Here is a 23,988-nt window from a genome sequence, read left to right as displayed (position 1 = left end):
ACAAAAATGTGCCGCCCAAAGGCAGCACACAAGTCTTTTCGATTCACAAATTCTGTTCCTATTTGAACAGAACTGAATTCAGGCGAAAATCGTCACGTTTTGGCTGAGTTGACCTTTCAGCGCTGAGCCGACATCCGCCGATTCCAGCGGCAGCTTCATCAGCAGGCTACCGTCAACGTCAAACAGCTCAACCTGATCATCCGCAAAGCGTGCACCGCCCAGCGAGTCGTAGCTGCGACGCAGCACCGTCTGCGGGCGACCGTTTTCATTCTTCTGCAGGATGCGCACTTCGCGGCGGATCGGGTCGAAATAGGCATCAGGACGTGCATCCATAACCTCAATTGTCAGCAGACTTACCCCGACAATCAGGAACATCAGCGACGCGACCAGCTTCAGCGGCCAGACTTCGGCACCCATGATCGACCCAGGCATCAGCCACATGGAAAAGGCAGACAGAATTAGAAAGGCCCCGACCACACGCAGAAGCACCATCCGGGCACGCCAGTTGGGCGCGAAAGTGATCAGAACGGGAACGGATTTTTCAAATGCAGCGGCGGGTGCTGCTTCTACAAAAGTATTTGTGTTCATGACGGCCATTGTCTTGCCCTGTCTGTGGTTTTCCAAGTATCCGGGTGTTCCCGGTTTCATGAACAACCTCACGGCGAAAAGAGTCAGGAATTGGGCGCCTCAAAGGAAATTGGACGACTTCACAAGGGCATCTGTGGCAGGGCTTGCTCCGCCGCCATAAACGTGTATACGGGGCCATCCTTCGCAGGAGTTATGAATCGCGCAGCCTCTCGTGGCAGGGTCGCGAAGGACCATATGGCCCCGCCTTTGAAATGCGCCTTGATATAAACAGGAGTGCACATGCCACTGTATGAGCATGTAATGATCGCGCGTCAGGATCTGTCCAACGCGCAGGCAGAAAGCCTCGTCGAACATTTCGGCACCGTTCTGGCTGACAACGGCGGCAACGTCGTCGACAGCGAGTACTGGGGCGTCAAGACGATGGCCTACAAGATCAACAAGAACCGCAAAGGCCACTATGCCTTCCTGAAGACCGACGCCCCCGCTGGCGCCGTTCAGGAAATGGAGCGCCTGATGCGCCTGCACGAAGACGTCATGCGCGTTCTGACCATCAAGGTCGACGAGCATGCCGAGGGCCCCTCGGTCCAGATGCAGAAGCGCGATGAGCGCGAAGGCCGCCGCGAGCGCCGCTGATCAACGCCTGACGAAAGGACATAAACCATGGCCGCAAAACCATTTTTCCGCCGCCGCAAGGTCTGCCCGTTCTCGGGTGAGAACGCGCCGAAAATCGACTACAAAGACACCCGTCTGCTGCAGCGCTACATCTCTGAGCGTGGCAAGATCGTACCTTCGCGCATCACCGCCGTTTCGGCGAAAAAGCAGCGTGAACTGGCCCGTGCTATCAAGCGCGCCCGTTTCCTCGCCCTGCTGCCCTACGCCGTGAAGTAAGGAGAGACTGACATGCAAGTTATCCTTCTGGAACGCGTTGCGAAACTGGGTCAGATGGGCGACGTCGTTGACGTCAAGCCTGGCTACGCCCGCAACTTCCTGCTGCCCCAGGGCAAAGCCCTGAGCGCGTCCGAGTCGAACATCGCTTCGTTCGAAGCCCAGAAAGCGCAGCTGGAAGCCCGCAACCTGGAAACCAAGAAAGAAGCTGAAGCACTGGCTGAAAAGCTGGACGGTCAGCAGTTCATCGTGATTCGCTCGGCATCGGATGCCGGCGCTCTGTACGGCTCGGTCACTCCGCGTGACGCCGCAGACGCTGCGACCGAAGCAGGCTTCACCGTCGACAAGAAACAGATCGCCCTGATCGCTCCGATCAAGGAACTGGGTCTGCACTCGCTGGCGGTCAAACTGCACCCCGAGGTCGAAGTTGAGATCAAGATGAACGTCGCCCGTTCGGAAGAAGAAGCCGAACTGCAGGCTTCGGGTAAATCGATCCAGGAACTGGCTGCTGAAGAAGAAGCCGCTGCTGAATTCGAAATCGCCGAACTGTTCGACGACATCGGTTCCGCCGCTTCGGACGACGAAGAGCTGGTTGCTGAGGAAGCTCCGGCTGAAGAAGACGAAGCCAAAGCCTGATCTGGCGAAGCTATCAATGCTAAAGGGCCACGCGTTTGCGTGGCCCTTTTTTTCTGTCGCACTCATCAGCAGCGAGTTTTGGCCCGAAACCGCCCTGGGCCTTGCGGTCAGATGCTCGATCCATATCATCCGACTCTGCAAAACGGAGTATTGCCATGCCCCCCCTCGTTCGACGCACTGTCATTGCTTTTCTGATTGCAGCACCGCTCACTGCGTGTGGCGGTCCGGATACGCCCAGCCGGGCGGACACGTTTGATCCCCCTCTCTATCCGAACGAAACGCCGGAACTGCGCGCATCGATCAATAAATGGGCAGACCACTACGAGTTGCCTCGTGAGTTGGTGCATAAGCTGGCGATCCGCGAAAGCACGCACCGCCCTTGGGCCGTGAATCGTCCCTATTACGGCTTGCTGCAGATTCTGCCCGCCACGGCCCGTTCAATGGGCTATACCGGGAACGCTCAGGGCCTGCTGGATGCAGATACGAACCTGGAGTATGCAGGCAAATACCTGCGCGGGGCTTGGTTGTTATCGGACGGAGATCAGCAACGCGCGATCTTCCTATATGCCAAGGGATACTACCCAGAGGCGAAAAAACGCGGCATGTTGGTGGAAACTGGTCTGGTTTCTGCCACAGAATAGGCATTTTTGTTGCGCATTTCCCCGTTAAAGCTCAAACATAACCACTCGAACGCAACAACGGACACCATCGCCAAACAGAGGAACCTTGCGGAACCTCATTCAGGAGGGGCGAATTTGATGTGTATTAAAGGCACATTTCCCCTAAAAAAGCAGACATTTCCCACATCTTCTTGTCATAATATGGGAAATGTGATGTGCTCTATGACGTCAGGGAAGGCAGTATCTTTTTTCCTGGCCAAAGGGATCCGCCCGCTCACTCGGGTCTAGCTGGTCGTTACCGTATGGATATTGTTGATCTCAGCACTCTTCCCGAACAGGACTCTCGCTATGATGAGTTCCTGCGCCAGGTCTGTGACAAATACGAAATGGACCACGCGGCCTATGCCGGGATGAATCCGGCTGCGGGCACGATCCACGGCCATGTGACATATGGCGACGACTGGAAGAATCATTATCAGGAACAAGGCCTTCACCTGATTGACCCGACCCTGCATATGAGCCAGCGCAGCATTGCACCCGTGGACTGGAGTCGCCTGGAACGTGGTAAAGACTTTCAGCGTGTGTTTCGCGACGCCCACGACTTCGGCATCCCCGATCAAGGGGTCACGATCCCCGTACGCGGCCCTTATGGCGACATTGGCCTGCTGAGTGCGGTGCGTGATTGCAGCCGTGAGGAGTGGAAAAAGCTGGTCCCTAACGTGATCAGCGATCTGCAATCGCTGGCCGTGCACATCCATGACAACGTGATGACGTCGGATACGATCAGCCGGATGCTGTATCACCCGACGCTTTCAAGCCGTGAATTGGAAATTCTGCAATGGGCCGCAGCAGGTAAATCGCAACAGGATATCGGCGATATCCTGTCGATTTCTCACCGCACAGTTGAAGTGCACTTGCGCTCTTCTCGCGAAAAGCTTAATGCGCTGACCACACCGCAGGCGGTGGGCCGTGCGATTGGAATCGGGCTAATTTACCCGGGCTAAAGCAAAATTCCCCCGAAATCCGACCTAAAAAAGCCAATATTACGGGAAACCCCCAATAGATTCGCTCGCGAATCCGGGTAACGTCTTATCCACAGGACAGACAACTCGAAGGGGGTTAACATGATTTTGGTAGTTGATGGGCTGAACAGACATCTGTTCACCGAAGTTCTTGACGATATGTTCGAACTGCGCGCTCGGGTTTTTGGTGGACGACTTGGATGGGATGTCCACATCGAAGACGGCAAAGAAATCGATCAGTTCGATCACCTGGATCCTGCATACGTAATTGGTCTCGACGATGAGGGGAACGTCGTAGCCGCAGTACGTGCACTCCAGACCACCGGTCCACATATGCTTTCGGATGTGTTTTCGGACATCCTATGCGGCGAGGCGCCAATGCGCAGTGCGACCATGTGGGAATCCACCCGGTTCTGCGTCGATACGCAACGCCTGACACGTGGCAAAGAGAAGAACTCGGTCTCTTATGCGACTTGTGAATTGATGATCGGATCGCTGGAATACTGTCGCAACGCGGGTATTCAGGACATTATCACCGTGATTGATCCGGTTATGAACCGCGTCCTCAAACGCTCAAACTGTGCGCCCTACGACTATGTGGGCGAAACCGTTCCGATGGGTAAGGTGCCGGCGATGGCCGCTCTGCTGGATTGCAGTGAAGAGAGGATTTCGGGCCTTCGTGAATTCGCAGACATTCACCACGATGTCTTTATCGAGGAAGAAAAGGCGTTGGAGTTCTTCGAGGCCAAAAAGGCCGAGAAACTCAGCCCGGCAAATCGCGACCACAAACCGCTCACTGATCTTGAGAAATACTTTGTCGAGCAGATGAGTGCCGCAAAGACCGAGGCAGAGAGAGAGGCAGTGCTGAAATTGATCGAAGCTCTGTCCGACACATTCACCCCAGAGCAAAAGACCGCTCTGTTACAGACCCCCCGTGCTTTTGCTCATGAGGCCTGACCCCCTCACCTCATAGCACAAAGCCACCCATGCGGAGCCGTCCTTTTTCCAGACGGCTCCGCTTTTTTGTGCCCCCATGAATGGTGGGGGAAGGAAGAGGATTATTCCTCTTCCAGTGCCTCAACGGCTTTCTGCAGATCGTCTTTGCTGACTTCTTTGTCTTCGACCTGAGCCAGCTCGACGATGTAGTCGACAACCTTGTCTTCAAAGATCGGCGCGCGCAGTTGCTGTTGCATCTGAGCGTTCTGCTGCACGAACTCAAAGAACTGGCGTTCCTGACCCGGATACTGACGCGCCTGGTTCATGATTGCCTGAGTCATCTCGGCATCAGACACCTCAACCTCGGCCTTCTGGCCCAGCTCAGCCAGCAGCAGGCCCAGACGTACGCGGCGCTCGGCCAGTTTGTTATGCTCATCGGTGGGCTCGATCGGATCGTGATCGTGGCCTTCGACATCCGGGTTTTCTTCGTGCCACAGTTGATGCGCAATCTGCTTGGCTTCGGCTTCAACCAGCGACGGCGGCAGGTCGAACGAGACTTTCTCGTCCAGCACGTCCAGCAGAGCCCGCTTCATGACAGCGCGCGAAGCACCGGCATATTCGGCTTCCAAACGCTCGGCGATCTGTGCTTTCAGCGCGGCCAGATCCTCGGCACCGAATTTCTTGGCCAGCTCGTCGTCAACCTCAGCCGCGACCGGCTCTTTCACCTCTTTGATGGTGCAGGTGAAAACGGCATCTTTACCGGCCAGATGCTCGGCACCGTATTCTTCGGGGAAGGTGACGTTAACGTCTTTTTCTTCCTCGGCCTTCACACCAACCAACTGCTCTTCAAAGCCGGGGATGAAGCTGTTCGAGCCCAGAACGAGCGGGTAGTCCTCGGCCGATCCGCCTTCGAACTCTTCGCCGTCAACCTTGCCAACAAAGTCGAACACGATCTGGTCGCCATCTTTGGCTTTGGAGCCTTTACGGCGCGCTTTGAAGTTCTGAGCGGTCTCGGCCAGGTTGTTCAGCGCTTCTTCAACGGCTGCCTCATCGGCTTTAACAACCAGCTTCTCCAGCTCGACCGATTTCAGGTCGACTTCGGGAATCTCAGGCAGCGCCTCATAGGACATGGCGACCTCAACGTCGTCGCCTTCTTTCCAGTCCTCATTGGTCATCTTGACCTCGGGCTGCAGCGCAGGACGCTCACCGCTGTCTTCAAAGTGCTTGTTCATCGCACCGTCGATGGTTTCCTGCATCGCTTCGCCCAACAGACGTTGGCCGAACTGCTTTTTCAGCAGAGCCATCGGTACTTTACCTTTGCGGAAACCTTTCATTTCGATTTCCGGCTGCGCTTCGGTCAGTTTCTCATTGACCTTGTCGTCCAGCTCGGCTGCGGTCACAACGATGTTGTAGCCGCGTTTCAGACCTTCGTTCAGCGTCTCGGTAACCTGCATTATGGTAGTCCCCATAGGATTCGGGGCGCGCAAAAAGGGCGCGCCGGGCAAATTTGACGCCTTCTATTTGCCCAGCCCCCTACGTGCAAGGGGGCAATGCCTTTATCGGTCCTGTTTTGCCGCCGATTTGAACAAAAAAGCGCCCCGGACCCAACCGGGGCACCTTATCCTCAGACCTTGAGGTTCAGAACTTCCAGAGCGCACCCAGAACCCAAGCCTCGTTCTTTTCGAAATCGACCGTATCGTCGAAATCATGGCTGCGGTACTTCAGGTAGGCATCCGTATTGATGCTGTCGATCCGCTGAACCACCGCGATCCCCCAGGACTTGGTGCTGGATCCTGAGTTCTCAAAGTCCGACCCGTCGAAATAGTCGATACCGATCCCGGTCTTGCCCCAGGACACCCAATCGCCCTCATAGGCCAGCTTGGTGTACCAGTAGTCTGGATCGCTGGCCCCTGTCGCCGTGTCATCACGCGACCCGAGCGCCGCCGTAAAGCTGAAACCACTTGGCAACAGGACCGAGGCCGACCCGATCGTGTCCTTCCGCTTGCCCGATCCGTCGTCAAAGTCACGCACAGCGTAAGCGAGACTTGCGGCAAACTCTACGCCATTGGCGAATGTGTTCCCATACGAAAACGCGATGTCGTAATAGTCGTCGTCATCGCTGCTGGACAAGATGTTCTGACCATAGGCAATCGCGGCCGAGAACCCATTGAAATCCGGCGTGTCATAGCGAATGCGCCCGCGGCGCGCGCCGTCAAAGTTACCAGCCGAGTCACCCACGGTGATATCGCTCAGAATGCCATCCGACCCACGGTAGAAAAACGCGCCATTTTCATCGTTGGTGAAGGAATACAGAGCCGTTCCGACATAAGAGAGATCAGTTTCTGCCGCCCCATCCGAAGCCATGCTGCCCTGACCGGCTGAAAACTTGCCGTACCCACCCTTCAGCGAGAAATCGACATGCCGGATATCTTCGCGCGACCAGCCATTGGTGTTGGTCCCGTCCTGATTGGCCGTACCGGTGCTTGGCAGGCCCAAACCGGTTTCAAAGCGGAACATGAATTCATTGCTGCCATATGGCTGCATCAGCCGAAGGCCGACCCGGCTGTTGGACAAATCGTTGTCGAGCAACCGAGTCTCGGTTTCCTCACCATCGTCAACCGAAACGATGACCGGGTCCAATTGACCGTAAAGCAGTACATAACCGCCGGAGTTGTTTTCGTATTTCAGCTCGGCTGCGGCTGGAATTGCCGTGGTCGCAGCCAGTATTGCAGCCATCGAAGACAGTTTAAGTGTGCGGGTCATTTCAATCACCATCCAAGTTCAGGTTTCACGCGCGGCCCAAAGGCGCCGGAAACACGGCAGTAAAAACAGGGGCGGATATCTGCTGGCGGGGCATTCTGCCTTCACTACAGGCAACCCCGAATGCCTTCAGAAACTATATTTATATCAATGCTTTAATTGATCGTGAGACGCGTAATCGACACACCTCCTAACAAATTTCGACACCGCGCTACACATCCTGCAGACATACGCACTGCAACCAGAGCAAACCGACCGCTAAGCATCACCGGATTTGCTGGTGCCATGTCATTCTTTTCTCAAAATACCTAAATATCAAGTTGTTTGAATACCGAGGGTAACTTCTCTGGCAGATCCTCGGCGATCAGACCGGGGCCGAATTGCCGCGCACACTCCACGTGCAGCCATGCTGCCGTCTCGGCAGCTTGCATCGGTTCAAGCCCGCGCGCCAGCAACCCGGCGATATACCCTGCAAGCACATCGCCCGATCCGGCTGTCGCCAGCCAAGGCGCGGCTCTCTCGTAAAGGGCTGAATTGATCGCACATCGCCCATCCGGTGCTGCAATTACTGTATCTGGCCCCTTGAACAGCACAACGCAACCTGTCCGCCTTGCAGCGTCGCGGACGGCGTCGACCTTGGAGTATGCAGGTCCTACATCTGAAACAGCTTTCAATCTCTCGGCAATATCCGGGAAAAGGCGCATAAATTCGCCCCCATGAGGGGTCAATACGCAGCGGTCATGCAATTGGCTATGCAGGCTTTGAGGATCATCGGAAAAAGCTGTCAGCGCATCAGCATCCAACACAACCGACCTCTGCGCCGCCAGTGCAACCGGCGCCAATTTTCGCGCGCGTTCCACCCCCAAACCGGGCCCAAGGCAAAGCGCATTCAATCGCTCATCTGCCAGTATCCCCAGCAGATGATCGGCACCCTCGACTCGTTGCATCATCAGCGCCGTGATTTGGCTGGCCACTTCCATTTGTGCTGAGGGCGGCACGCCCAGCGTCACCAAACCAGCCCCGATCCGCAATGCTCCCCGCCCCGCAAGGCGCGCAGCCCCGGTTTTTCCAGCCCCGCCTGTCAGGACAAATGCGTGACCATGCGCGTATTTATGGCCAGATCCGCCTTTGCAAAGATTTGAAGCTGTTGGCCGCTCTACCGATTGCACGATCTCGGGGCTGTCTGATACGCGGCTCAGCCCGATATCCTTTACGACCAGCCGACCACAGAAAGATGGCCCTTCACCCAGCACATGCCCAAGCTTGCGGGAATGAAACGAGACTGTCAGAGCCGAACGCGCGCACCGACGACCATGCGAGGGATACGTGCCACCCAACACTTTACCCGAATCCGAACAAAGACCGGATGGCAGGTCGATCGCCACCGTCCGTGGTGGGATGATTTCCGTCCCCGCGCCCTGCCGTCGCATTTCCCACGCGTCTTCTGCGTCATCGTGCAGCCAAAGATGTTCCCACAGAGCCGGGTTCTCGATTGGCCGCGCCAAACCGGTTCCAAACAACGCATCAATGGAAAGATGCGGATGCTGCATCTCCGCCTCAATGGACTCAGCAAGGCCCAGTGTCCGTCCCTCCCATCGTTCGTAGTTCACCCGCGCATCCGGCGGCAGCTTGGCCGGATCACCAAAGAGAATGACCTCGACTTTCCAACCCAGCTCGCGCAGCAGCCGCGCAACCACGAAACCGTCACCGCCATTATTCCCTGGACCGCACAACACCACCGCGCGCAAGGGATCCCCTTCATCTGGCCCCAAATATCTCGGGGAGCGCGAGGGGTTGACCCCTCGTCCGCGCAACTCCGGCCATTCTTCAAAGATCGCCTCGACAACGCCCTGCCCTGCCCGCTCCATCAATTCCAGGCCGGTAACCTTGCCGGACTCGATCGCCTCTTGTTCGATGGCGCGCATCTGCGCAGCGGTCAGCAATTCCGTCATCTCAACTCCCTCAAGCGATTCAATTTCGATTACTTTTTGTGCATAGCGATCAAAATTTGATCCAACGCCTGATTTCCATGCATCTGACATCGAGCAATACAGCAATCGGATTGCCGCACCATCTTAGACGTGATCAGTGCGATCCAGACAACCATGCAAGGTGAGCCGGAATGAAAAAGATCGAAGCGATCATCAAGCCGTTCAAACTGGACGAAGTAAAAGAGGCGCTGCAGGACGTGGGCGTGCAAGGCCTCAGCGTGATCGAGGTAAAGGGCTTTGGCCGCCAGAAAGGCCACACCGAGCTTTATCGCGGCGCGGAATATGTTGTCGACTTTCTGCCCAAGGTGAAAGTCGAAGTCGTGCTGGACGACGATCAGGTCGACGCCGCAATCGAGGCCATCGTCGGTGCCGCAAAGACCGACAAGATCGGCGACGGCAAAATTTTTGTCTCGCCCGTCGAACAAGCCATTCGCATCCGTACCGGTGAGACCGGTTCGGAAGCCCTGTAACGCACTATCTTCAAATCAGAGGAATCAAAAGAATGAGCAAGGACGCAGTTCTTCAGCTGATCAAGGACGAAGACGCCGAATACGTCGATGTCCGTTTCACCGACCCGCGCGGCAAGCTGCAGCACGTCACCCTGATGGCCGATCAGGTTGACGAAGACTTTCTGGAAGAAGGCTTCATGTTCGACGGTTCGTCCATCGCGGGCTGGAAGTCGATTGAAGCATCCGACATGAAGCTGATGGTCGACACCGACAGCGCTTATGTCGATCCGTTCTACGCGGAAAAAACCATCTGCGTGCACTGCTCGGTTGTTGAGCCCGACACCGGCGAAGCCTATGAGCGTGACCCGCGCGGAACTGCTCAGAAGGCCGAGGCATACCTGAGAGCATCGGGTATCGGCGACGTTGCTTACATGGGGCCCGAAGCTGAGTTTTTCCTATTCGATGATGTCCGTTTCTCGAACAGCATCAACAAGGTATCTTACGAAGTTGATGCAACCGACGCGTCGTGGAACACCGACACCGAGTACGAGATGGGCAACATGGGCCACCGTCCTGGCGTCAAAGGCGGTTACTTCCCAGTCAACCCGATCGACGAAAGCCAGGACCTGCGTTCGGAAATGCTGTCGACCATGAAGCGTCTGGGCATGAAGGTCGATAAGCACCACCACGAGGTTGCGTCCTGTCAGCACGAGCTGGGCTTGATCTTTGACAGCCTGACCAAGCAGGCGGACGAGCTGCAGAAGTACAAGTACGTCATCCACAACGTGGCACACGCCTACGGCAAATCGGCCACCTTCATGCCGAAGCCGATCGCAGGTGACAACGGCACTGGCATGCACGTGAACATGTCGATCTGGAAAGACGGCAAGCCGCTGTTCGCTGGCGACAAATACGCCGATCTGTCGGATGAGGCGCTGTACTTCATCGGTGGCATCCTGAAGCACGCCAAGACCCTGAATGCCTTCACCAACCCGGCGACCAACAGCTACAAGCGTCTGATCCCTGGGTTCGAAGCCCCCGTCTTGCGCGCCTATTCGGCCCGCAACCGTTCAGGCTGCGTGCGTATTCCGTGGACCGAAAGCCCGAAAGCCAAGCGCGTCGAGGCCCGCTTCCCCGATCCGGCCGCAAACCCCTATCTGGCGTTTGCCGCGCTGCTGATGGCCGGTCTTGACGGCATCAAGAACAAGATCGATCCGGGCGAAGCCATGGACAAGAACCTATACGATCTGCCTGCCGAAGAACTGGCCGACATCCCGACCGTTTGCGGCTCGCTGCGTGAGGCTCTGGAAGCTCTGGCATCCGATCACGACTTCCTGCTGCAGGGCGACGTGTTCACCAAAGACCAGATCGACGGCTACATCGCGCTGAAGATGGAAGAGGTCGAAACCTACGAGCACACTCCGCACCCTGTAGAATACGGCATGTACTACAGCTGCTGATTAAGAATTTTCTGCGAAAATTCTCAGAGGGGCGCCCATCGGGCGCCCCTTTTTTCGACGGGGTTTGACGGATTGCGGCTGATCTTCCACACTTGGATCATTGCACCCTGCGGAGAATGCATATGACCGCCAGCGACGCCCGATTTGCCGAATTTTCAGATTTCATAACTTCGCCCGAAGACTTGGAGCGCATCTGCGGACAGCCGCTGCCCCAGATCATCGATAAAGAGTTGTCCGGACTGGATCAGATGTGTCGCGATTTCATCGAAACCTCTCCGTTCTGTCTGATCGCCTCTGCCAACCCGGAGGGGCATCTCGACATTTCTCCACGCGGCGATCCGCACGGGTTTGTTCAGGTACTGTCGGACTCTCTGATCGCCATTCCGGACCGGCCCGGGAACAAACGTGTAGATACGTTTCATAATGTGCTGCAAGACCCCAGGGTCAGCGTGATATTCTTTGTTCCCGGCAAAATGGAAACGCTGCGCCTGCGCGGTACGGCGCGCATATGTGCGGATCCCAACCTGCTGCAATCAATGGCCGTGAATGCGCACGCACCCAAACTTGCGCTTTTGGTCCATGTCGAGACTGTTTTCGCGCATTGCCCCAAATGCGTTATCCGCGCAAATCTCTGGCAGCCAGAGAACTGGCCTGATTCCTCCAACTTGCCGAACATGAACGCAATGATGGTCAAGCATGCCAAGATCAAACAAACGCCGGACGAATGGTTTGAAAGCCTGAAAGCGGCTGGAGAACTGGATCTCTATTAACTCGTTGCACCGGCGGTCAACGCGTTCTGCACTTTCAATTTACCCAAACGGATAGGTCTTATGCTTCGCCCGCTTCTACTGACTCTCGCACTGATCACACCCGGACTTGCCTTCTCGGCCACGTGTGGCAACACCAGCGCTGGCTTCGAAGCCTGGAAACAGGATTTCGCGAAACAGGCCAAACGCGCAGGCGTCAAAAAGAAAGGACTGCAAGCGCTGGCCCAAACCCAGTACCAGACAAGAACGATCGCGGCCGACCGCAACCAGAAAAGCTTCAAGTATTCATTGGACAAGTTCATGCAGGTGCGTGGCGCAAACACGATCATCGCGCAGGGGCGTAAACGCAAAGCCCGCAACCCGCAATTCTACGCAGCGCTAGAGAATCAATACGGCGTGCCGGCGGGCATCCTGATCGCCATCCACGGCATGGAAACCGGGTTCGGTGGCTTTATGGGCGATAGTCCGGTTGTGTCAGCAATCACCACTCTGGCCTATGATTGTCGCCGATCCGAATTCTTTATCCCTCATGCCATCGGTGCACTCAAACTGGTGGATCAGGGTAGTATCACGATGGCGACAAAAGGGGCAAAACATGGCGAGTTGGGTCATACACAGTTCCTGCCGGGCAATGCCTTAACCTATGGTGTCGACGCCACCGGAGACCGTCAGGTCGACTTCTACAACATGACCGATGCCCTGGCCTCGACCGCAAATTTTCTTCGTAAGAAAGGGTGGAAACCCGGTAAGGGCTATCAACCGGGCGAGTCGAATTTTGCAGTCATCAAGCAGTGGAATGCGGCCTCGGTCTACCAGCAATCCATCGCAATTATGGCGTGGCGAATCGATAACTGAGCCTGCCCGACGGCCGACATCGCCGAACCTGATTTCAGCCACATTCTTGCCACAGACATTAAGGCACCCCCTTAGTTTCTTGGTTTCCAAAGCGTAATCAATTCCGGAAAAATCTGACTTTTCTCCCGTTTCGTCAAAATTTGCCCTACATCCGCGGTTAATCTGTCGTGAGGAATATTACGGCAAAGGAACAAGCTGTGACCGCAAAGCACATGTATCATGGTGGTCTGCAATTCAACGGCACCACAGACGGCGCGCTTGAGCGCTTTTGTGACGTCGTGAAGACTACGCTTGAAGACTATGGGCATCTGGTCGAGCGCAAGACCCTGCTGAGCACCTCTGAGGCCAGTATTGTCACCAGCCAGTATCTCGTGCGTCTTACGTTGGATTCAGCGCCCGTCGAGGCCGAGCATTCGCGTCACGTACGCATGGACCGCGCTGCCGGGCTGAAGACACTGAAACGGCCCGTCGTATCATTGCCGAGCAACAGGCTGACGATCACGATTTGCCCGGTATCTGCCCTTCTGGATGACAGCGAGATTACCGAACTTATGCTTGTCGTCATCCTCTATCGCATGGTCGACATCTGTTCGACCCAGCGTGTCGAGTGGTTGTCCCCCAAGACGGTTTTGACGATCGAACAGTTTCTTGGGGCATTTGATTCAATCGCGCCGCGTAAACCCCGGGATCGAAAGCAGATTTTCGACTCCATCAGCGGGCGGTTTGCCGGACTTGATCTGCCTGATCCCGATGAGGTGATGGACGAACCCAGAACCACCAAACCCCGTCCCATCCAGCTGAGCGATGAGCAACTGCTCAGCATCGCATTCCGCACTGAGCCCGAGGCGCCGGTCACTGTGCAGGATTCTCCCGCTTCTGTCGATGAAACGGAGAAACCCAACGATATTCTAAGGCTCACCAGTTGGGGCATGACAGGTGCTGTCGCCAGCGTCTCGGCCCCGATTGCGATTTCCCTGGCCGCCGTGAACCTGATCCGGGGTGAAGACTTCCGCCTTAATACGCAGGTACTGGCCTTTACGATGGCGATTTTCGGGTTGCACTCAACCAACGCCTTCGCCGAGGTCGCGACCGCCTTGGGCATCTAACAGAATTACCGAAGACCCTCCTTGGAAGCCCCGCCATCAGGCGGGGTTTTCCATTTTCAGGAAGCGGTCAGCCAACAGAACATATGTATGGATCGAGAAGACGACCGCCTGCGTCTGCGGCAGACGCAGCAGGATCTGACGCTCGCTGCGCAGATATCGGGCGCTGTCGCGATCCCGGATCCTGCGCGGCTCTTGATTGCTGCGAGGCTGAAACAGCTCGGCATCGTGATACCACAGCGTATTGAACCGCCAGAGGGGACGACCCACTTGAATGCCATCGAATAACCGCTGCACCCGCCGGGCAATATTCGCGTCGTATGCGTCAACCTCCCCATGAATCGCAATCAACGGGTGCATGAATTTCTCGGACAGCGTCCAGCTTGCGGGAAAGCACAGGATGGCTCCGGTCAAGACATGCTCATCACCCTGTTTCTGCAGGATACAGAAATCCTCCTGCACCAATTGGCAGAGCGTTTCCAACGGCTTTGATCTGTCTATCGTGATCTGCACACTATCGGGGCGGCATACCTGTTCGGCAGCGCCCGGATAGGCTTGCCGCAATACAAGATCGAGCAACTCTTGTGCCGGGGCCAATGCCTCGGGGCATTGCGCCAGAACATCCGCCTTGTGCTCTGCCAGAAGCGCTCCACGCCGCTGCATCTGACCGGCAAAGGCATCGTCCCGCAGCAGCCAGTGGTCGGGATCAGCCGGGCGTATGCCGGGTAACGGATTCGGAGCCAGAGGGTCGTAAGGGATATCTCGTTGCAAAATCGCTGTCATGTCAGAGGCATAACATCCCTTGCCAACCCTGTCGGTCAAAAAGCGACCCGCTTTCAGTCGCAAACCTTAAAGACGAGGTGAAACTTGCTTTGCAGTGTGACCAGACCAACAGAGAGGCCCGCCCCGTGAACAGCCCATATCGCGATACCCGCAAGATTGACCCGACCAAAGGCGCCACCCTTGGGGATGGAACCCCCAACGACAACGACCGAATTGAGATCGGGCCGACCCAGTTGGCGTTTGATGAGTGGGCTGCGGCCGGGTTAAGCCTGCCAAACCTAGAACGCATGCGCGAGTATCGCTGGAAACGGCTAACCCAGGGGATTGTGGATCGCGGTTGGGGCGGTGTTTTGCTGTTTGATCCGCTCAACATCCGCTACGCAACCGACAGCACCAATATGCAGTTGTGGAACACTCATAACCCGTTCCGGGCGGTGCTCGTGTGCGCTGACGGATATATGGTGATCTGGGACTACAAGAACTCCCCGTTCCTGTCGAAATTCAACCCGCTCGTGCGTGAGCAGCGCTCGGGTGCGGACCTGTTCTATTTTGATCGCGGCGACAAGATCGACATTGCCGCTGATGTATTCTCGAACGAGGTGCGGGTGCTGATCGAGGAACATGGCGGCGCCAACAAACGGCTGGGCGTGGACAAGATCATGCTGCACGGTTTGCGCGCGCTTGAGGCACAGGGGTTTGAGGTCATGGAGGGTGAAGAACTCACCGAAAAGACCCGCGCAGTGAAAGGGTCGGACGAGATCCTCGCCATGCGCTGCGCCAGTCATGCCTGTGAGACTGCCGTTGCGGAGATGGAACGGTTTGCGCGTGCCAATGTGGGCGATGGAAAGACATCCGAAGATGATATCTGGGCCGTCCTGCACGCAGAAAACATCCGGCGCGGCGGCGAATGGATCGAGACCCGTCTACTGGCCTCGGGCCAGCGTACTAATCCCTGGTTTCAGGAATGCGGTCCGCGGATCACACGCCAGAATGAGATCATCGCCTTTGATACCGACCTGATCGGGTCCTACGGAATTTGCGTCGATATCTCGCGCACGTGGTGGATCGGCGATCAAAAGCCCCGTGCAGACATGATCTATGCGATGCAGCACGCGCATGAACACATCATGACCAATATGGAGATGCTGAAGCCCGGTGTCATGATCCCGGAACTGACCGCAAATGCGCATCGTTTGGACGACAAGTTCCAGGCTCAGAAATACGGTTGTCTGATGCATGGGGTCGGCTTGTGTGATGAATGGCCCCTTGTCGCCTATCCGGACAAAGCGGTCGAGGGTGCATACGACTACCCGCTCGAACCGGGCATGGTGCTGTGCGTCGAAGCCGCCGTGGGCGAAGTTGGCGGGGATTTCTCGATCAAGCTGGAAGATCAGGTCCTGATCACCGAGGATGGTTATGAGAATCTGACCAAATACCCGTTCGACGCACAGCTTATGGGACTGGAGTAGAGGTTAACGATCCCGTCCCCAATCTGAACGTTTGACATTACCGTGCCAGTCTTCTGGTGCGGACACGACGGTTTGCTGAGATTCGAAAAGCGGCCAGTTCTGCCCGAGGGCAAAGCCGATTGCGCCTGTCAGGAGGATTACAAACAATACTCCGGGCCGCACAGTTGGTCTTGGTGTGACTATGGGTGCATGTGCCATTTTAGCCTCCGATATTTGAACCAGTGATGGCTAAGAGTTAGGCGCCCCACATGCATTAGTAAAATGAATGTTTATTTGATTTATCATCACTGATCATGATGAATGTCCAGTTTTCATGAGACACGACGGGCACACGATCCGACGCAGGTTTTGGTGTCAAATCCTCACCTTACCGTGACGCTTCTGACATAAGGGTTGAGCGAACCGCCCGCAGCACACAGTATTGGTGTGATCCCAACACCAAGGAACACCCATGCCCACCGAACGCATCACCTTTGCCGGTCACGACGGCAGTCAATTGGCCGCGCGCCTCGATCTGCCGGATGGGCCCGTGCTGGCAACGGCGCTGTTTGCGCATTGTTTCACCTGCTCCAAAGACATCCCGGCGGCGCGACGTATTTCTGCTCGCCTGGCCGCAATGGGCATCGCTGTACTGCGATTTGACTTTACCGGGCTCGGCCATTCGGGCGGAGAGTTCGCGAACACCACCTTCACCTCAAACGTTGAGGACCTGATCGCGGCGGCGCAGTATCTGGCGGGGCGCGATATGGCCCCTGCACTGCTGATCGGCCATTCACTTGGCGGGGCCGCCGTGCTGCGTGCCCGCGCTGGCATCCCTTCGGTCAAGGCAGTGGTCACACTGGGCGCGCCTGCCGATCCCGGCCATGTCTCGCACCATTTTGAAGCTGCCCTGCCCGAGATTGAGGCGGAAGGCAGCGCCGAAGTGTCTCTGGGTGGGCGGCCTTTCCGTATCGGCAAGGCGTTCGTGGACGACATTTCACAAACCGCATTGTCACCGGCCATTGCCGAACTGAAAGCGGCCCTGCTGATCCTGCATGCCCCGCGGGATGAGACTGTCAGCATCGACAATGCCAGCACCATCTTTCTGGCCGCGAAACATCCGAAAAGCTTTGTAACCCTCGACGATGCTGACCACCTGATCACCCGCGCAGAGGATGCCGACTATGCGGCCGACGTAATCGCGGCCTGGGTATCTCGCTACGTCAAACTTTGCCCGCCTGCGCCTCCACCCGGCGCGCCAGAGGGCGTCGTGCGCGTGACTGAGGCTGATCCGTCAGGATTTCTGCAGGATATTCAATCCGGACCGCGTCATCACGCCGTGGCAGACGAGCCGGCCTCTTATGGTGGCACGGATCGCGGCATGTCGCCCTATGGTTTTGTATCTTCTGGCCTCGGGGCCTGCACCTCGATGACGATCCGCATGTATGCGCGCCGCAAGCGCTGGCCGCTGACCGGGATTACCGTCGATGTCTGTCACAACAAGGTGCATGCTCAGGACGCGGGGCTTGCCAGTGAGGGCAAGGTTGATCTGTTCCGCCGCAAGATCCGGCTTGAGGGGCCGCTTGACGCCGATCAGAAAGCCAAGCTGATGGAGATCGCGGACAAATGCCCTGTCCACCGGACCCTGGAAGGATCAGCACGGATCACGACCGAATTGCTCGACTAACGCCTTGCGCATCGGCCATCAACGCGCTGCCGTGCAGTTGCTTTCGGATTAGCGCCTCCGTGGTGACGGGCGGTGGATCGGAGGTCTTGCCACCGGAGGGCGCGCCACGGGCGGGCGCGGACGCGCAGGCGGTTTGGCGATCGGAGGCTTTGGCCGCTGCGGAGGTTTTGAAACAGGCGGCTTGGGGCGATCGGGTCGCTCAGGCCGATTGATGTCCACGTCAACATTCACGTCACGATTGTGATAATAATCGTTCCACAGCATCGAGTCATAAAACGGGTCATACCCGTACCCAACGCCAATTGTGACGCCGTCGCAGGCCGAAAGGGAAAGGGTCGACAAGCCGAGGCCCAGAGCCAGAGCGGATCGTTTGATAAGTTTGCGTGTCATCCGAACCTCCGTCACTGCAATGACCGGAAGGACGAGAAGATGTCGTTTAGGTCGTCCACATAAGCCGGATCGGCCCCATCGCGCAGGATCGCCACCGCTACTGCGACACGGCCCTGCGGCAGATCAATGATTGTCGCGGTGAAATTCACTCCGCGTCCCTCACGCGAACCAGAGCCCCGGATCACCCGAGCAGCAAGCCCGCCTATACGAGTATCGCTGGTGCTGGTAACCGTTGGGTCGTTGACCAGAAACTTGTCGATATCGTCCAGATAGCGGATGCCACCCTGAATATCGGATACTCCGGCGGGTGAGACGAAGCCCATCCAGACGTTATCATCCGTGACCGGCTTGATCCCCATAACCCGTGCAACGGCACGGGCATCACCCAGTTCGGTGTCTTCGATCTCGCGCGGACCACCGGTTCGAACGGCCCAGAAATCGGGTACATTAAAGCGGAATAGTGCTCGCCCATCATCAGTATATGTTACCGGAGTTTCAGCCAGTGCAGCGCCTGCGAACCACAATGCGCCACACAGCGCGAGCGCTGACTTTAGTCGAATACGCATATCTCAATAGCCTAATGATTTCTCAAGGCTCAGATTGACCCGCCCTGCCCGCTCTTGTCCAGCATGACGTTGTCGCCGCAATAAAAAACCCGCATCCGAAGCACTCGGACGCGGGTTTGGATCTTAGCAAAAGGCGTAGGATCAGGTGCGGGCGTCGCCGACCAGTTTCCAAACAGCCGGGATCAACAGTGCGGCCAGAGCCAGCTTGATCGCGTCACCCAGCAGGAAGGGTGTGAGGCCCCATTCCAGGATTGGCTTGTCCCAGCCATAAAGCTGACCCAGCCACAGCAAGCCGGGCACATAGATCAGCACGTTCGCCAGAACCAGTGCCAGCGCCAGCTTACCAACCGAACGGTCCCAGCCACGCGCGGCCAGAGCACCCAAAGCCAATGTCGCCAGAACATAACCGACCAGATAGCCGCCCGTGCCGCCCATCATGTATGTCAGACCGAATTTCTCGGCCGACGAACCGGCGAACACATCAAAGCCCAGCGCGCCAACCAGCAGGTAACCCAGCATGGTGATCAGGCCCAGGCGCGCGCCATAAGCGGTGCCGATGGTCAGCACGGCAAAGGTGCCCATGGTGATCGGAACCGGCCACATCGGTACTTTGACCTTTGCAGCGACCGCCAGAGCAACGATGCCCAGAGCAACCAGTACAACCTGTTTGACGCGCAGCGCTGTCCCCTCGCGCGGGCCAATCGCATTGGCCAATACGTTCGCATTCATTTTGTTCTCTCCACTTGCGGATCTCTTTGCGCATGCAGCAATGCAGATTCCGGGCCTGTACTGCAAGATGATTACGCTATCGCCGCGTATATTTGGTCTCCATTTCATAGGATTTTCGCGGTCCGGACACGCTCCAACGAACTTTCCAGTGCGGCCACCCTGAGAAATCATATAATGCATCATAGCTGTCGGGCGGGCAATCGTGGTGGTCCTCGGCCCGGTCTTGCCCCAGTTTCAGAGCATGAAAATAGCGATCATCATCGAAATGGACCGCTATCTGGTCGCCTGCTTCGCGCCACAGGTAACGGCGCGTGCCTGTCATTTCAGGTTGGTCAGGAATGCGCAGCGTGACGGTCTCATCGTAAAGCAATGCACCCCCTTCGCGCCGAAAAACGGCGTTTCCATCGGCGTGAACCAGTTGCCCTGCCCGGTCGTCCCGGATCAGCCGATCAAGGCTCCAGCGTCCTTCGAAGTCAGAAAGAGATGCAGGCAAGGTCATTCGATATAGGTTCCATCGGTTATCCCGCCCGATTTGTCGACAAACCGGATCGTATCGCCGCGTTGGTGGACGTCATAACAGGCCCAAAGCTCGGATGGTGGCCAGATCGAACAATATTGATCCCCACGCACAGCCCAGCGCCCCAGACTGGGACGACCCGAGAAATACCGGGTTTGCATAGAGCCCTCGAAGATTTGCCAGATACCTGCGCCATACTCGAGCTTTCTGTCAGTCAACGCCCGCAATATCTCATCGCCCGTGAGCGCGCGAAACTCTTCCGCCGCCAATATACCCGGCCAGAGCAACAAAATCAGGGCAAACCGTCTCATCCCGGCACTCGCATCTTGTTCCCTCGTGCGCACGCGGCTAAACCCCGCGCCAACGCCTCATCCCAATCACAAAAAGGTGCTGTCGCCAATGATTCCCCGCTATTCCCGCCCTGACATGGTCGCTATCTGGTCGCCCGAGGCCAAATTCCGCATCTGGTATGAGATCGAGGCCCATGCCTGCGATGCTATGGCCGAACTGGGCGTGATCCCGCGCGAAAACGCCGAGGCGGTGTGGAAAGCCAAGGACGTGGAATTTGACGTCGCCCGCATCGACGAGATCGAGGCCGTCACCAAACACGATGTCATCGCTTTCCTGACCCATCTGGCCGAGCATGTGGGCAGTGAAGAAGCCCGTTTTGTGCATCAGGGCATGACCAGTTCGGACGTTCTAGACACCTGCTTTAACGTGCAGCTGACCCGCGCTGCGGACATCCTGATTACCGATCTCGAAGGTCTACTGGCTGCTCTCAAGCGTCGCGCCATCGAACATAAGAACACCGTCCGTATTGGCCGCAGCCACGGCATCCACGCCGAGCCGACCACGATGGGCCTGACCTTTGCCCGTTTCTATGCCGAGATGGACCGCAACCTGTCGCGCATGCGCGATGCCCGCGCTGAAATCGCCACCGGAGCGATCAGCGGCGCAGTTGGCACCTTCGCAAATGTCGATCCGCACGTCGAAGAGCATGTCTGCGACAAGTTGGGGCTGGTCCCCGAGCCGATCAGCACGCAGGTCATCCCACGCGACCGCCACGCGGCGTTCTTTGCCACTCTGGGCGTGATCGCCAGCAGCATCGAAAACATCGCCATCGAAATCCGCCACATGCAGCGGACCGAGGTGCTGGAAGGGGCGGAATTCTTCTCGATGGGCCAAAAAGGCTCGTCAGCCATGCCACACAAGAAAAATCCGGTACTGACCGAGAACCTGACCGGCCTCGCGCGTATGGTGCGTGCGGCCGTGATCCCGGCGATGGAGAACGTGGCGCTCTGGCACGAACGCGATATCTCGCATTCGTCGGTCGAACGGATGATCGGGCCGGACTCTACGATTACGCTGGATTTTGCGCTGGCGCGCTTGACCGGCGTGATCGACAAGATGCTGATCTTCCCCGAGAACATGCTGGAGAACATGAACAAGTTCCCCGGTCTTGTGATGAGCCAACGGGTCCTGCTGGCGCTGACACAGGCGGGGGTCAGCCGGGAAGACGCCTATGCCATGGTTCAGCGCAACGCGCTGAAGGTTTGGGAACATCGCACCGATTTCAAAGAAGAATTGCTGGCTGACCCCGATGTCACCGCCGCGCTGAGCCCCGAGGAAATCGAAGAGAAATTCGACCTCGGCTATCACACCAAGCATGTCGACACGATTTTTGAACGGGTCTTCGGCGAATAAACGCGCAAAACCCCGAAAATATGGCCCGGCCTGCTCAAACGCAGGTCGGGCCTTTTTACGAATGCACGAAAATCGGTTATGATACGGTGATAATCTCTGCGAAAGGGACAGATCATGATCCGAACCGCTCTTTGCACCATCGCCCTTGTTTGCTTGGCCTCTGCTGGCATTGCATGCAGTAACTCTACCAAACAAACCCAATCCTGCGCCGAAGGCTCGGTCTGGGATCAGGAAGCGCAAAGCTGCACAAAAATCGTGAACAGCTGAAGACGTTCTTTCCTGTTTGTGAATAAATGCGACCCGTCCGGTGTTAGCTTTTCTGAAGAACGCACTATGATTTCAAGAAGCAGCCCCGAGAACGGAGACAAATTATGCGCTTAGTCCTTGCATCCGCAATTGCATTTCAGGCATTTGCCTTTGCCCCCATGGTTCACGCCGCAGGCGGCGGTGACAGCAGCCCTCCCAAACCGACCAACACCACCAAGAAATGCCTGTTTGGCCGCGTATATGACGAGGCGGCTGGACGTTGTGTAAAACCCAACAGAACCAACTTTACCGAAGATCAATTGTATGATGCGGTGCGCGAGTTGGCCTATGACGGGCAATATGAAAACGCTCAGGGCATTCTCCGCATCATGGATCAGGAGGATGACCGGGTTCAGACCTATTGGGGATTTACCTACCGCAAGATGGGTGAATTGGAACTGGCCAATGCCTTCTATCAGAAGGCCATCGACGCTAACCCCGACAACATCCTGGCCCGCAGCTACATGGCTCAGGGCTTTGTCGCCGAAGGCAAGACCGAGCTGGCCATTGCACAATGGCGCGAGATCAAGGCACGCGGCGGCGAGGGCACCTGGGCCGAAGCCTCCTTGCGCGAAGCCATTCGTACTGGGCTGACCTACAGCTACTAAGCTTCAGGGTTTCTTTACCCGACTCTCCTTATTCTGCCTGCAACGCGAACTTGGCATTGCAGGCAGATGCAGGACACACACGCATTAGTACAAAGGGCACCGGGTGCTCAACCCACGCTCTCCGATCAGGATGATGGGGCAGATCGGATTGTGCCCCGCCAGCTCAGCAACCGGGAAAAAGCGGCGGTTGTGGTTCGGTTGCTCCTGAACGAAGGTGCCGACATCCCGCTTGAGGAACTACCCGATCCATTGCAGGAGAAACTGATCCATCAATTGGGGCAGATGGGCCTTGTTGATCGGATAACACTGGCCGCCGTGGCGCAGGAATTCGTGGATGCGCTGGAGGGCGTTGGCCTGTCCTTTCCGCATGGATTGGCCGGGGCTTTGGACGCGGTGAATGGCAAGATTGCTCCGGCAACCGCCGCGCGGCTCCGCAAAGTGGCCGGAGTGCGACAGGTTGGCGATCCATGGCAACGCTTGCGCGAGGTGCCCCCGGAAGAGCTGGCCGAAATGGCCAAGGCGGAAAGCACCGAGGTGGCAGCGGTGATGCTGTCAAAGCTTGAAACTGCCACGGCAGCACAGATCCTCGGTCACCTGCCCGGCCCAACGGCACGCCGGATCACATATGCGGTTTCGAAAACCGCGAACGTGACGCCGGAAGCGGTGGAACGCATCGGGTGGTCTCTGGCCGCGCAACTGGACCAGCGCCCCACCCCGGCCTTTCGCGATGGCCCCGGCGCGCGGGTTGGCGCGATCCTCAATCAGTCGGCGGCGTCCACACGCGACGGTTTGCTGTCGGCGCTGGACGAAGAGGATGCAGATTTTGCCAGTGTAGTTCGGCAATCGATCTTCATATTTGCTCATATTCCCAAGCGTATTCAGCCGCGCGATATACCCGCAATCCTGCGCGCGGTGGAACAGCCCGTCCTTGTGACCGCCTTTGCAGGCGCAAGTACCGAAGACGACGCGGCGGCGGTTGAGTTTATCCTGTCCAACATATCTTCTCGGATGGCCGACAATCTGCGCGAAGAGATGGCAGATCGCGGCAAGGTCAAACAAGCCGAAGCGGAAGAGGCGATGACACAGATCGTTGCCGCCATCCGTTCCTTGCTGGACGAAGGTGCCATTACTCAGATTGAGACTGAGGAGGAGGACGCCTAGCCCCACTTGTGATCAAA

27 protein-coding genes are annotated in these 23,988 nt (G+C 57.0%); 17 read left to right on the top strand and 10 right to left on the bottom strand.

The features are described from left to right. Nucleotides 1-78 precede the first annotated feature (78 nt). Entirely contained in the window at nucleotides 79-588 is a 510-nt protein-coding gene (locus ACR0AZ_RS03160) for a hypothetical protein (RefSeq protein ID WP_480469449.1), read from the bottom strand. A gap of 279 nt (nucleotides 589-867) precedes the next feature. Between ACR0AZ_RS03160 and rpsF the strand changes: the two genes are divergently transcribed. From rpsF to ACR0AZ_RS03130, 6 genes are all read left to right on the top strand, one after another. Continuing rightward, nucleotides 868-1,221, top strand: a complete 354-nt coding sequence (gene rpsF / locus ACR0AZ_RS03155; RefSeq protein WP_170382745.1) for a 30S ribosomal protein S6 — start codon at nucleotides 868-870, stop codon at nucleotides 1,219-1,221. Between the two features lie 27 nt (nucleotides 1,222-1,248). Then, entirely contained in the window at nucleotides 1,249-1,476 is a 228-nt protein-coding gene (gene rpsR / locus ACR0AZ_RS03150; RefSeq protein ID WP_005608650.1) for a 30S ribosomal protein S18, read from the top strand. A 12-nt stretch (nucleotides 1,477-1,488) separates the two neighbouring features. Further along, nucleotides 1,489-2,109, top strand: coding sequence for a 50S ribosomal protein L9 (gene rplI / locus ACR0AZ_RS03145; RefSeq protein ID WP_170414354.1), 621 nt, complete (start codon nucleotides 1,489-1,491; stop codon nucleotides 2,107-2,109). 155 nt (nucleotides 2,110-2,264) lie between these two features. Then, complete coding sequence (locus ACR0AZ_RS03140) at nucleotides 2,265-2,750, top strand: transglycosylase SLT domain-containing protein (protein ID WP_480469448.1); 486 nt, start codon at nucleotides 2,265-2,267, stop codon at nucleotides 2,748-2,750. 281 nt (nucleotides 2,751-3,031) lie between these two features. Beyond that, the gene (locus ACR0AZ_RS03135; protein WP_480469447.1) at nucleotides 3,032-3,733 is read left to right on the top strand and encodes an autoinducer binding domain-containing protein; all 702 of its coding nucleotides are present in this window, start codon (nucleotides 3,032-3,034) and stop codon (nucleotides 3,731-3,733) included. A 120-nt stretch (nucleotides 3,734-3,853) separates the two neighbouring features. Continuing rightward, the gene (locus tag ACR0AZ_RS03130) at nucleotides 3,854-4,708 is read left to right on the top strand and encodes an acyl-homoserine-lactone synthase (protein ID WP_480469446.1); all 855 of its coding nucleotides are present in this window, start codon (nucleotides 3,854-3,856) and stop codon (nucleotides 4,706-4,708) included. Nucleotides 4,709-4,809: 101 nt separating this feature from the next. On the opposite strand, the gene tig is transcribed toward ACR0AZ_RS03130, so the two are convergent. From tig to ACR0AZ_RS03115, 3 genes are all read right to left on the bottom strand, one after another. Next, nucleotides 4,810-6,141: a trigger factor gene (gene tig / locus ACR0AZ_RS03125; protein ID WP_480471888.1), complete on the bottom strand. Its 1,332-nt coding sequence runs from the start codon at nucleotides 6,139-6,141 to the stop codon at nucleotides 4,810-4,812. A 184-nt stretch (nucleotides 6,142-6,325) separates the two neighbouring features. Then, nucleotides 6,326-7,450 (bottom strand): porin, encoded by a 1,125-nt coding sequence (locus tag ACR0AZ_RS03120; protein WP_480469445.1) that lies wholly within the window; start codon nucleotides 7,448-7,450, stop codon nucleotides 6,326-6,328. Nucleotides 7,451-7,755: 305 nt separating this feature from the next. Then, nucleotides 7,756-9,399 (bottom strand): NAD(P)H-hydrate dehydratase, encoded by a 1,644-nt coding sequence (locus tag ACR0AZ_RS03115; protein WP_480666753.1) that lies wholly within the window; start codon nucleotides 9,397-9,399, stop codon nucleotides 7,756-7,758. Nucleotides 9,400-9,569: 170 nt separating this feature from the next. Between ACR0AZ_RS03115 and ACR0AZ_RS03110 the strand changes: the two genes are divergently transcribed. The 5 genes from ACR0AZ_RS03110 (at nucleotide 9,570) to ACR0AZ_RS03090 (ending at nucleotide 14,075) form a co-directional block, all read left to right on the top strand. Continuing rightward, nucleotides 9,570-9,908, top strand: a complete 339-nt coding sequence (locus ACR0AZ_RS03110; protein WP_480469443.1) for a P-II family nitrogen regulator — start codon at nucleotides 9,570-9,572, stop codon at nucleotides 9,906-9,908. 32 nt (nucleotides 9,909-9,940) lie between these two features. Further along, complete coding sequence (gene glnA, locus ACR0AZ_RS03105) at nucleotides 9,941-11,347, top strand: type I glutamate--ammonia ligase (RefSeq protein WP_480469442.1); 1,407 nt, start codon at nucleotides 9,941-9,943, stop codon at nucleotides 11,345-11,347. A gap of 122 nt (nucleotides 11,348-11,469) precedes the next feature. Beyond that, the gene (locus ACR0AZ_RS03100) at nucleotides 11,470-12,117 is read left to right on the top strand and encodes an MSMEG_1061 family FMN-dependent PPOX-type flavoprotein (RefSeq protein WP_480469441.1); all 648 of its coding nucleotides are present in this window, start codon (nucleotides 11,470-11,472) and stop codon (nucleotides 12,115-12,117) included. A gap of 60 nt (nucleotides 12,118-12,177) precedes the next feature. Next, complete coding sequence (locus ACR0AZ_RS03095) at nucleotides 12,178-12,969, top strand: lytic murein transglycosylase (RefSeq protein ID WP_480469440.1); 792 nt, start codon at nucleotides 12,178-12,180, stop codon at nucleotides 12,967-12,969. Between the two features lie 197 nt (nucleotides 12,970-13,166). Then, nucleotides 13,167-14,075: a hypothetical protein gene (locus ACR0AZ_RS03090; RefSeq protein ID WP_480666752.1), complete on the top strand. Its 909-nt coding sequence runs from the start codon at nucleotides 13,167-13,169 to the stop codon at nucleotides 14,073-14,075. Nucleotides 14,076-14,111: 36 nt separating this feature from the next. Here ACR0AZ_RS03090 and ACR0AZ_RS03085 read toward each other — a convergent pair whose 3' ends face one another. Next, complete coding sequence (locus tag ACR0AZ_RS03085; protein ID WP_480666751.1) at nucleotides 14,112-14,855, bottom strand: heme-dependent oxidative N-demethylase family protein; 744 nt, start codon at nucleotides 14,853-14,855, stop codon at nucleotides 14,112-14,114. A gap of 125 nt (nucleotides 14,856-14,980) precedes the next feature. On the opposite strand from ACR0AZ_RS03085, the gene dddP reads away from it, so the two are divergent. Continuing rightward, on the top strand, nucleotides 14,981-16,324 hold the full coding sequence (dddP, locus tag ACR0AZ_RS03080) for a dimethylsulfonioproprionate lyase DddP (RefSeq protein ID WP_480469437.1): 1,344 nt from the start codon (nucleotides 14,981-14,983) through the stop codon (nucleotides 16,322-16,324). Between the two features lie 451 nt (nucleotides 16,325-16,775). Then, nucleotides 16,776-17,990 carry a bifunctional alpha/beta hydrolase/OsmC family protein gene (locus ACR0AZ_RS03075; RefSeq protein ID WP_480469436.1) on the top strand — a complete coding sequence of 405 codons (1,215 nt, stop codon included), beginning with the start codon at nucleotides 16,776-16,778 and terminating at the stop codon, nucleotides 17,988-17,990. Nucleotides 17,991-18,038: 48 nt separating this feature from the next. On the opposite strand, the gene ACR0AZ_RS03070 is transcribed toward ACR0AZ_RS03075, so the two are convergent. From ACR0AZ_RS03070 to ACR0AZ_RS03050, 5 genes are all read right to left on the bottom strand, one after another. After that, a complete protein-coding gene (locus ACR0AZ_RS03070) occupies nucleotides 18,039-18,380 on the bottom strand; it encodes a hypothetical protein (protein ID WP_480469435.1) in 342 nt (113 codons plus the stop codon). A gap of 11 nt (nucleotides 18,381-18,391) precedes the next feature. After that, complete coding sequence (locus ACR0AZ_RS03065) at nucleotides 18,392-18,946, bottom strand: hypothetical protein (RefSeq protein ID WP_480666750.1); 555 nt, start codon at nucleotides 18,944-18,946, stop codon at nucleotides 18,392-18,394. Between the two features lie 141 nt (nucleotides 18,947-19,087). Beyond that, the gene (locus ACR0AZ_RS03060; protein WP_480666749.1) at nucleotides 19,088-19,675 is read right to left on the bottom strand and encodes a biotin transporter BioY; all 588 of its coding nucleotides are present in this window, start codon (nucleotides 19,673-19,675) and stop codon (nucleotides 19,088-19,090) included. Nucleotides 19,676-19,751: 76 nt separating this feature from the next. After that, complete coding sequence (locus ACR0AZ_RS03055) at nucleotides 19,752-20,174, bottom strand: DUF6314 family protein (protein WP_480469432.1); 423 nt, start codon at nucleotides 20,172-20,174, stop codon at nucleotides 19,752-19,754. Beyond that, nucleotides 20,171-20,503 (bottom strand): hypothetical protein, encoded by a 333-nt coding sequence (locus tag ACR0AZ_RS03050; RefSeq protein WP_480666748.1) that lies wholly within the window; start codon nucleotides 20,501-20,503, stop codon nucleotides 20,171-20,173. Before ACR0AZ_RS03050 ends, ACR0AZ_RS03055 begins: the two co-directional genes overlap by 4 nt. Nucleotides 20,504-20,591: 88 nt before the next feature. Between ACR0AZ_RS03050 and purB the strand changes: the two genes are divergently transcribed. The 4 genes from purB (at nucleotide 20,592) to ACR0AZ_RS03030 (ending at nucleotide 23,971) form a co-directional block, all read left to right on the top strand. After that, entirely contained in the window at nucleotides 20,592-21,896 is a 1,305-nt protein-coding gene (gene purB, locus ACR0AZ_RS03045) for an adenylosuccinate lyase (RefSeq protein ID WP_480666746.1), read from the top strand. A gap of 114 nt (nucleotides 21,897-22,010) precedes the next feature. Then, nucleotides 22,011-22,163 (top strand): chitin-binding domain-containing protein, encoded by a 153-nt coding sequence (locus tag ACR0AZ_RS03040; protein ID WP_480469429.1) that lies wholly within the window; start codon nucleotides 22,011-22,013, stop codon nucleotides 22,161-22,163. Nucleotides 22,164-22,267: 104 nt separating this feature from the next. Continuing rightward, complete coding sequence (locus ACR0AZ_RS03035) at nucleotides 22,268-22,810, top strand: tetratricopeptide repeat protein (protein ID WP_480469428.1); 543 nt, start codon at nucleotides 22,268-22,270, stop codon at nucleotides 22,808-22,810. Between the two features lie 66 nt (nucleotides 22,811-22,876). Then, the gene (locus tag ACR0AZ_RS03030; RefSeq protein WP_480666745.1) at nucleotides 22,877-23,971 is read left to right on the top strand and encodes a flagellar motor switch protein FliG; all 1,095 of its coding nucleotides are present in this window, start codon (nucleotides 22,877-22,879) and stop codon (nucleotides 23,969-23,971) included. The last annotated feature ends 17 nt before the right edge of the window (nucleotides 23,972-23,988 follow it).

The organism is Ruegeria sp. BE3 (genome assembly GCF_056538865.1).
The sequence above is the reverse complement of the archived record's forward strand: the minus strand, read 5'-3'. Positions and strand labels throughout refer to the sequence as shown.

What these genes read in the sequence shown, in the direction of transcription:
- ACR0AZ_RS03050 (WP_480666748.1), bottom strand. Translation starts at nt 20,503, where the DNA reads ATGAGACGGTTTGCCCTGATTTTGTTGCTCTGGCCGGGTATATTGGCG.
- rpsF (WP_170382745.1), top strand. Translation starts at nt 868, where the DNA reads ATGCCACTGTATGAGCATGTAATGATCGCGCGTCAGGATCTGTCCAAC.
- ACR0AZ_RS03140 (WP_480469448.1), top strand. Translation starts at nt 2,265, where the DNA reads ATGCCCCCCCTCGTTCGACGCACTGTCATTGCTTTTCTGATTGCAGCA.
- purB (WP_480666746.1), top strand. Translation starts at nt 20,592, where the DNA reads ATGATTCCCCGCTATTCCCGCCCTGACATGGTCGCTATCTGGTCGCCC.
- ACR0AZ_RS03160 (WP_480469449.1), bottom strand. Translation starts at nt 588, where the DNA reads ATGAACACAAATACTTTTGTAGAAGCAGCACCCGCCGCTGCATTTGAA.
- ACR0AZ_RS03110 (WP_480469443.1), top strand. Translation starts at nt 9,570, where the DNA reads ATGAAAAAGATCGAAGCGATCATCAAGCCGTTCAAACTGGACGAAGTA.
- glnA (WP_480469442.1), top strand. Translation starts at nt 9,941, where the DNA reads ATGAGCAAGGACGCAGTTCTTCAGCTGATCAAGGACGAAGACGCCGAA.
- ACR0AZ_RS03130 (WP_480469446.1), top strand. Translation starts at nt 3,854, where the DNA reads ATGATTTTGGTAGTTGATGGGCTGAACAGACATCTGTTCACCGAAGTT.
- ACR0AZ_RS03100 (WP_480469441.1), top strand. Translation starts at nt 11,470, where the DNA reads ATGACCGCCAGCGACGCCCGATTTGCCGAATTTTCAGATTTCATAACT.
- ACR0AZ_RS03095 (WP_480469440.1), top strand. Translation starts at nt 12,178, where the DNA reads ATGCTTCGCCCGCTTCTACTGACTCTCGCACTGATCACACCCGGACTT.
- ACR0AZ_RS03060 (WP_480666749.1), bottom strand. Translation starts at nt 19,675, where the DNA reads ATGAATGCGAACGTATTGGCCAATGCGATTGGCCCGCGCGAGGGGACA.
- ACR0AZ_RS03055 (WP_480469432.1), bottom strand. Translation starts at nt 20,174, where the DNA reads ATGACCTTGCCTGCATCTCTTTCTGACTTCGAAGGACGCTGGAGCCTT.
- ACR0AZ_RS03120 (WP_480469445.1), bottom strand. Translation starts at nt 7,450, where the DNA reads ATGACCCGCACACTTAAACTGTCTTCGATGGCTGCAATACTGGCTGCG.
- ACR0AZ_RS03035 (WP_480469428.1), top strand. Translation starts at nt 22,268, where the DNA reads ATGCGCTTAGTCCTTGCATCCGCAATTGCATTTCAGGCATTTGCCTTT.
- ACR0AZ_RS03115 (WP_480666753.1), bottom strand. Translation starts at nt 9,399, where the DNA reads ATGACGGAATTGCTGACCGCTGCGCAGATGCGCGCCATCGAACAAGAG.
- rpsR (WP_005608650.1), top strand. Translation starts at nt 1,249, where the DNA reads ATGGCCGCAAAACCATTTTTCCGCCGCCGCAAGGTCTGCCCGTTCTCG.
- ACR0AZ_RS03040 (WP_480469429.1), top strand. Translation starts at nt 22,011, where the DNA reads ATGATCCGAACCGCTCTTTGCACCATCGCCCTTGTTTGCTTGGCCTCT.
- ACR0AZ_RS03030 (WP_480666745.1), top strand. Translation starts at nt 22,877, where the DNA reads ATGCAGGACACACACGCATTAGTACAAAGGGCACCGGGTGCTCAACCC.
- tig (WP_480471888.1), bottom strand. Translation starts at nt 6,141, where the DNA reads ATGCAGGTTACCGAGACGCTGAACGAAGGTCTGAAACGCGGCTACAAC.
- ACR0AZ_RS03085 (WP_480666751.1), bottom strand. Translation starts at nt 14,855, where the DNA reads ATGACAGCGATTTTGCAACGAGATATCCCTTACGACCCTCTGGCTCCG.
- ACR0AZ_RS03070 (WP_480469435.1), bottom strand. Translation starts at nt 18,380, where the DNA reads ATGACACGCAAACTTATCAAACGATCCGCTCTGGCTCTGGGCCTCGGC.
- rplI (WP_170414354.1), top strand. Translation starts at nt 1,489, where the DNA reads ATGCAAGTTATCCTTCTGGAACGCGTTGCGAAACTGGGTCAGATGGGC.
- ACR0AZ_RS03135 (WP_480469447.1), top strand. Translation starts at nt 3,032, where the DNA reads ATGGATATTGTTGATCTCAGCACTCTTCCCGAACAGGACTCTCGCTAT.
- ACR0AZ_RS03065 (WP_480666750.1), bottom strand. Translation starts at nt 18,946, where the DNA reads ATGCGTATTCGACTAAAGTCAGCGCTCGCGCTGTGTGGCGCATTGTGG.
- ACR0AZ_RS03075 (WP_480469436.1), top strand. Translation starts at nt 16,776, where the DNA reads ATGCCCACCGAACGCATCACCTTTGCCGGTCACGACGGCAGTCAATTG.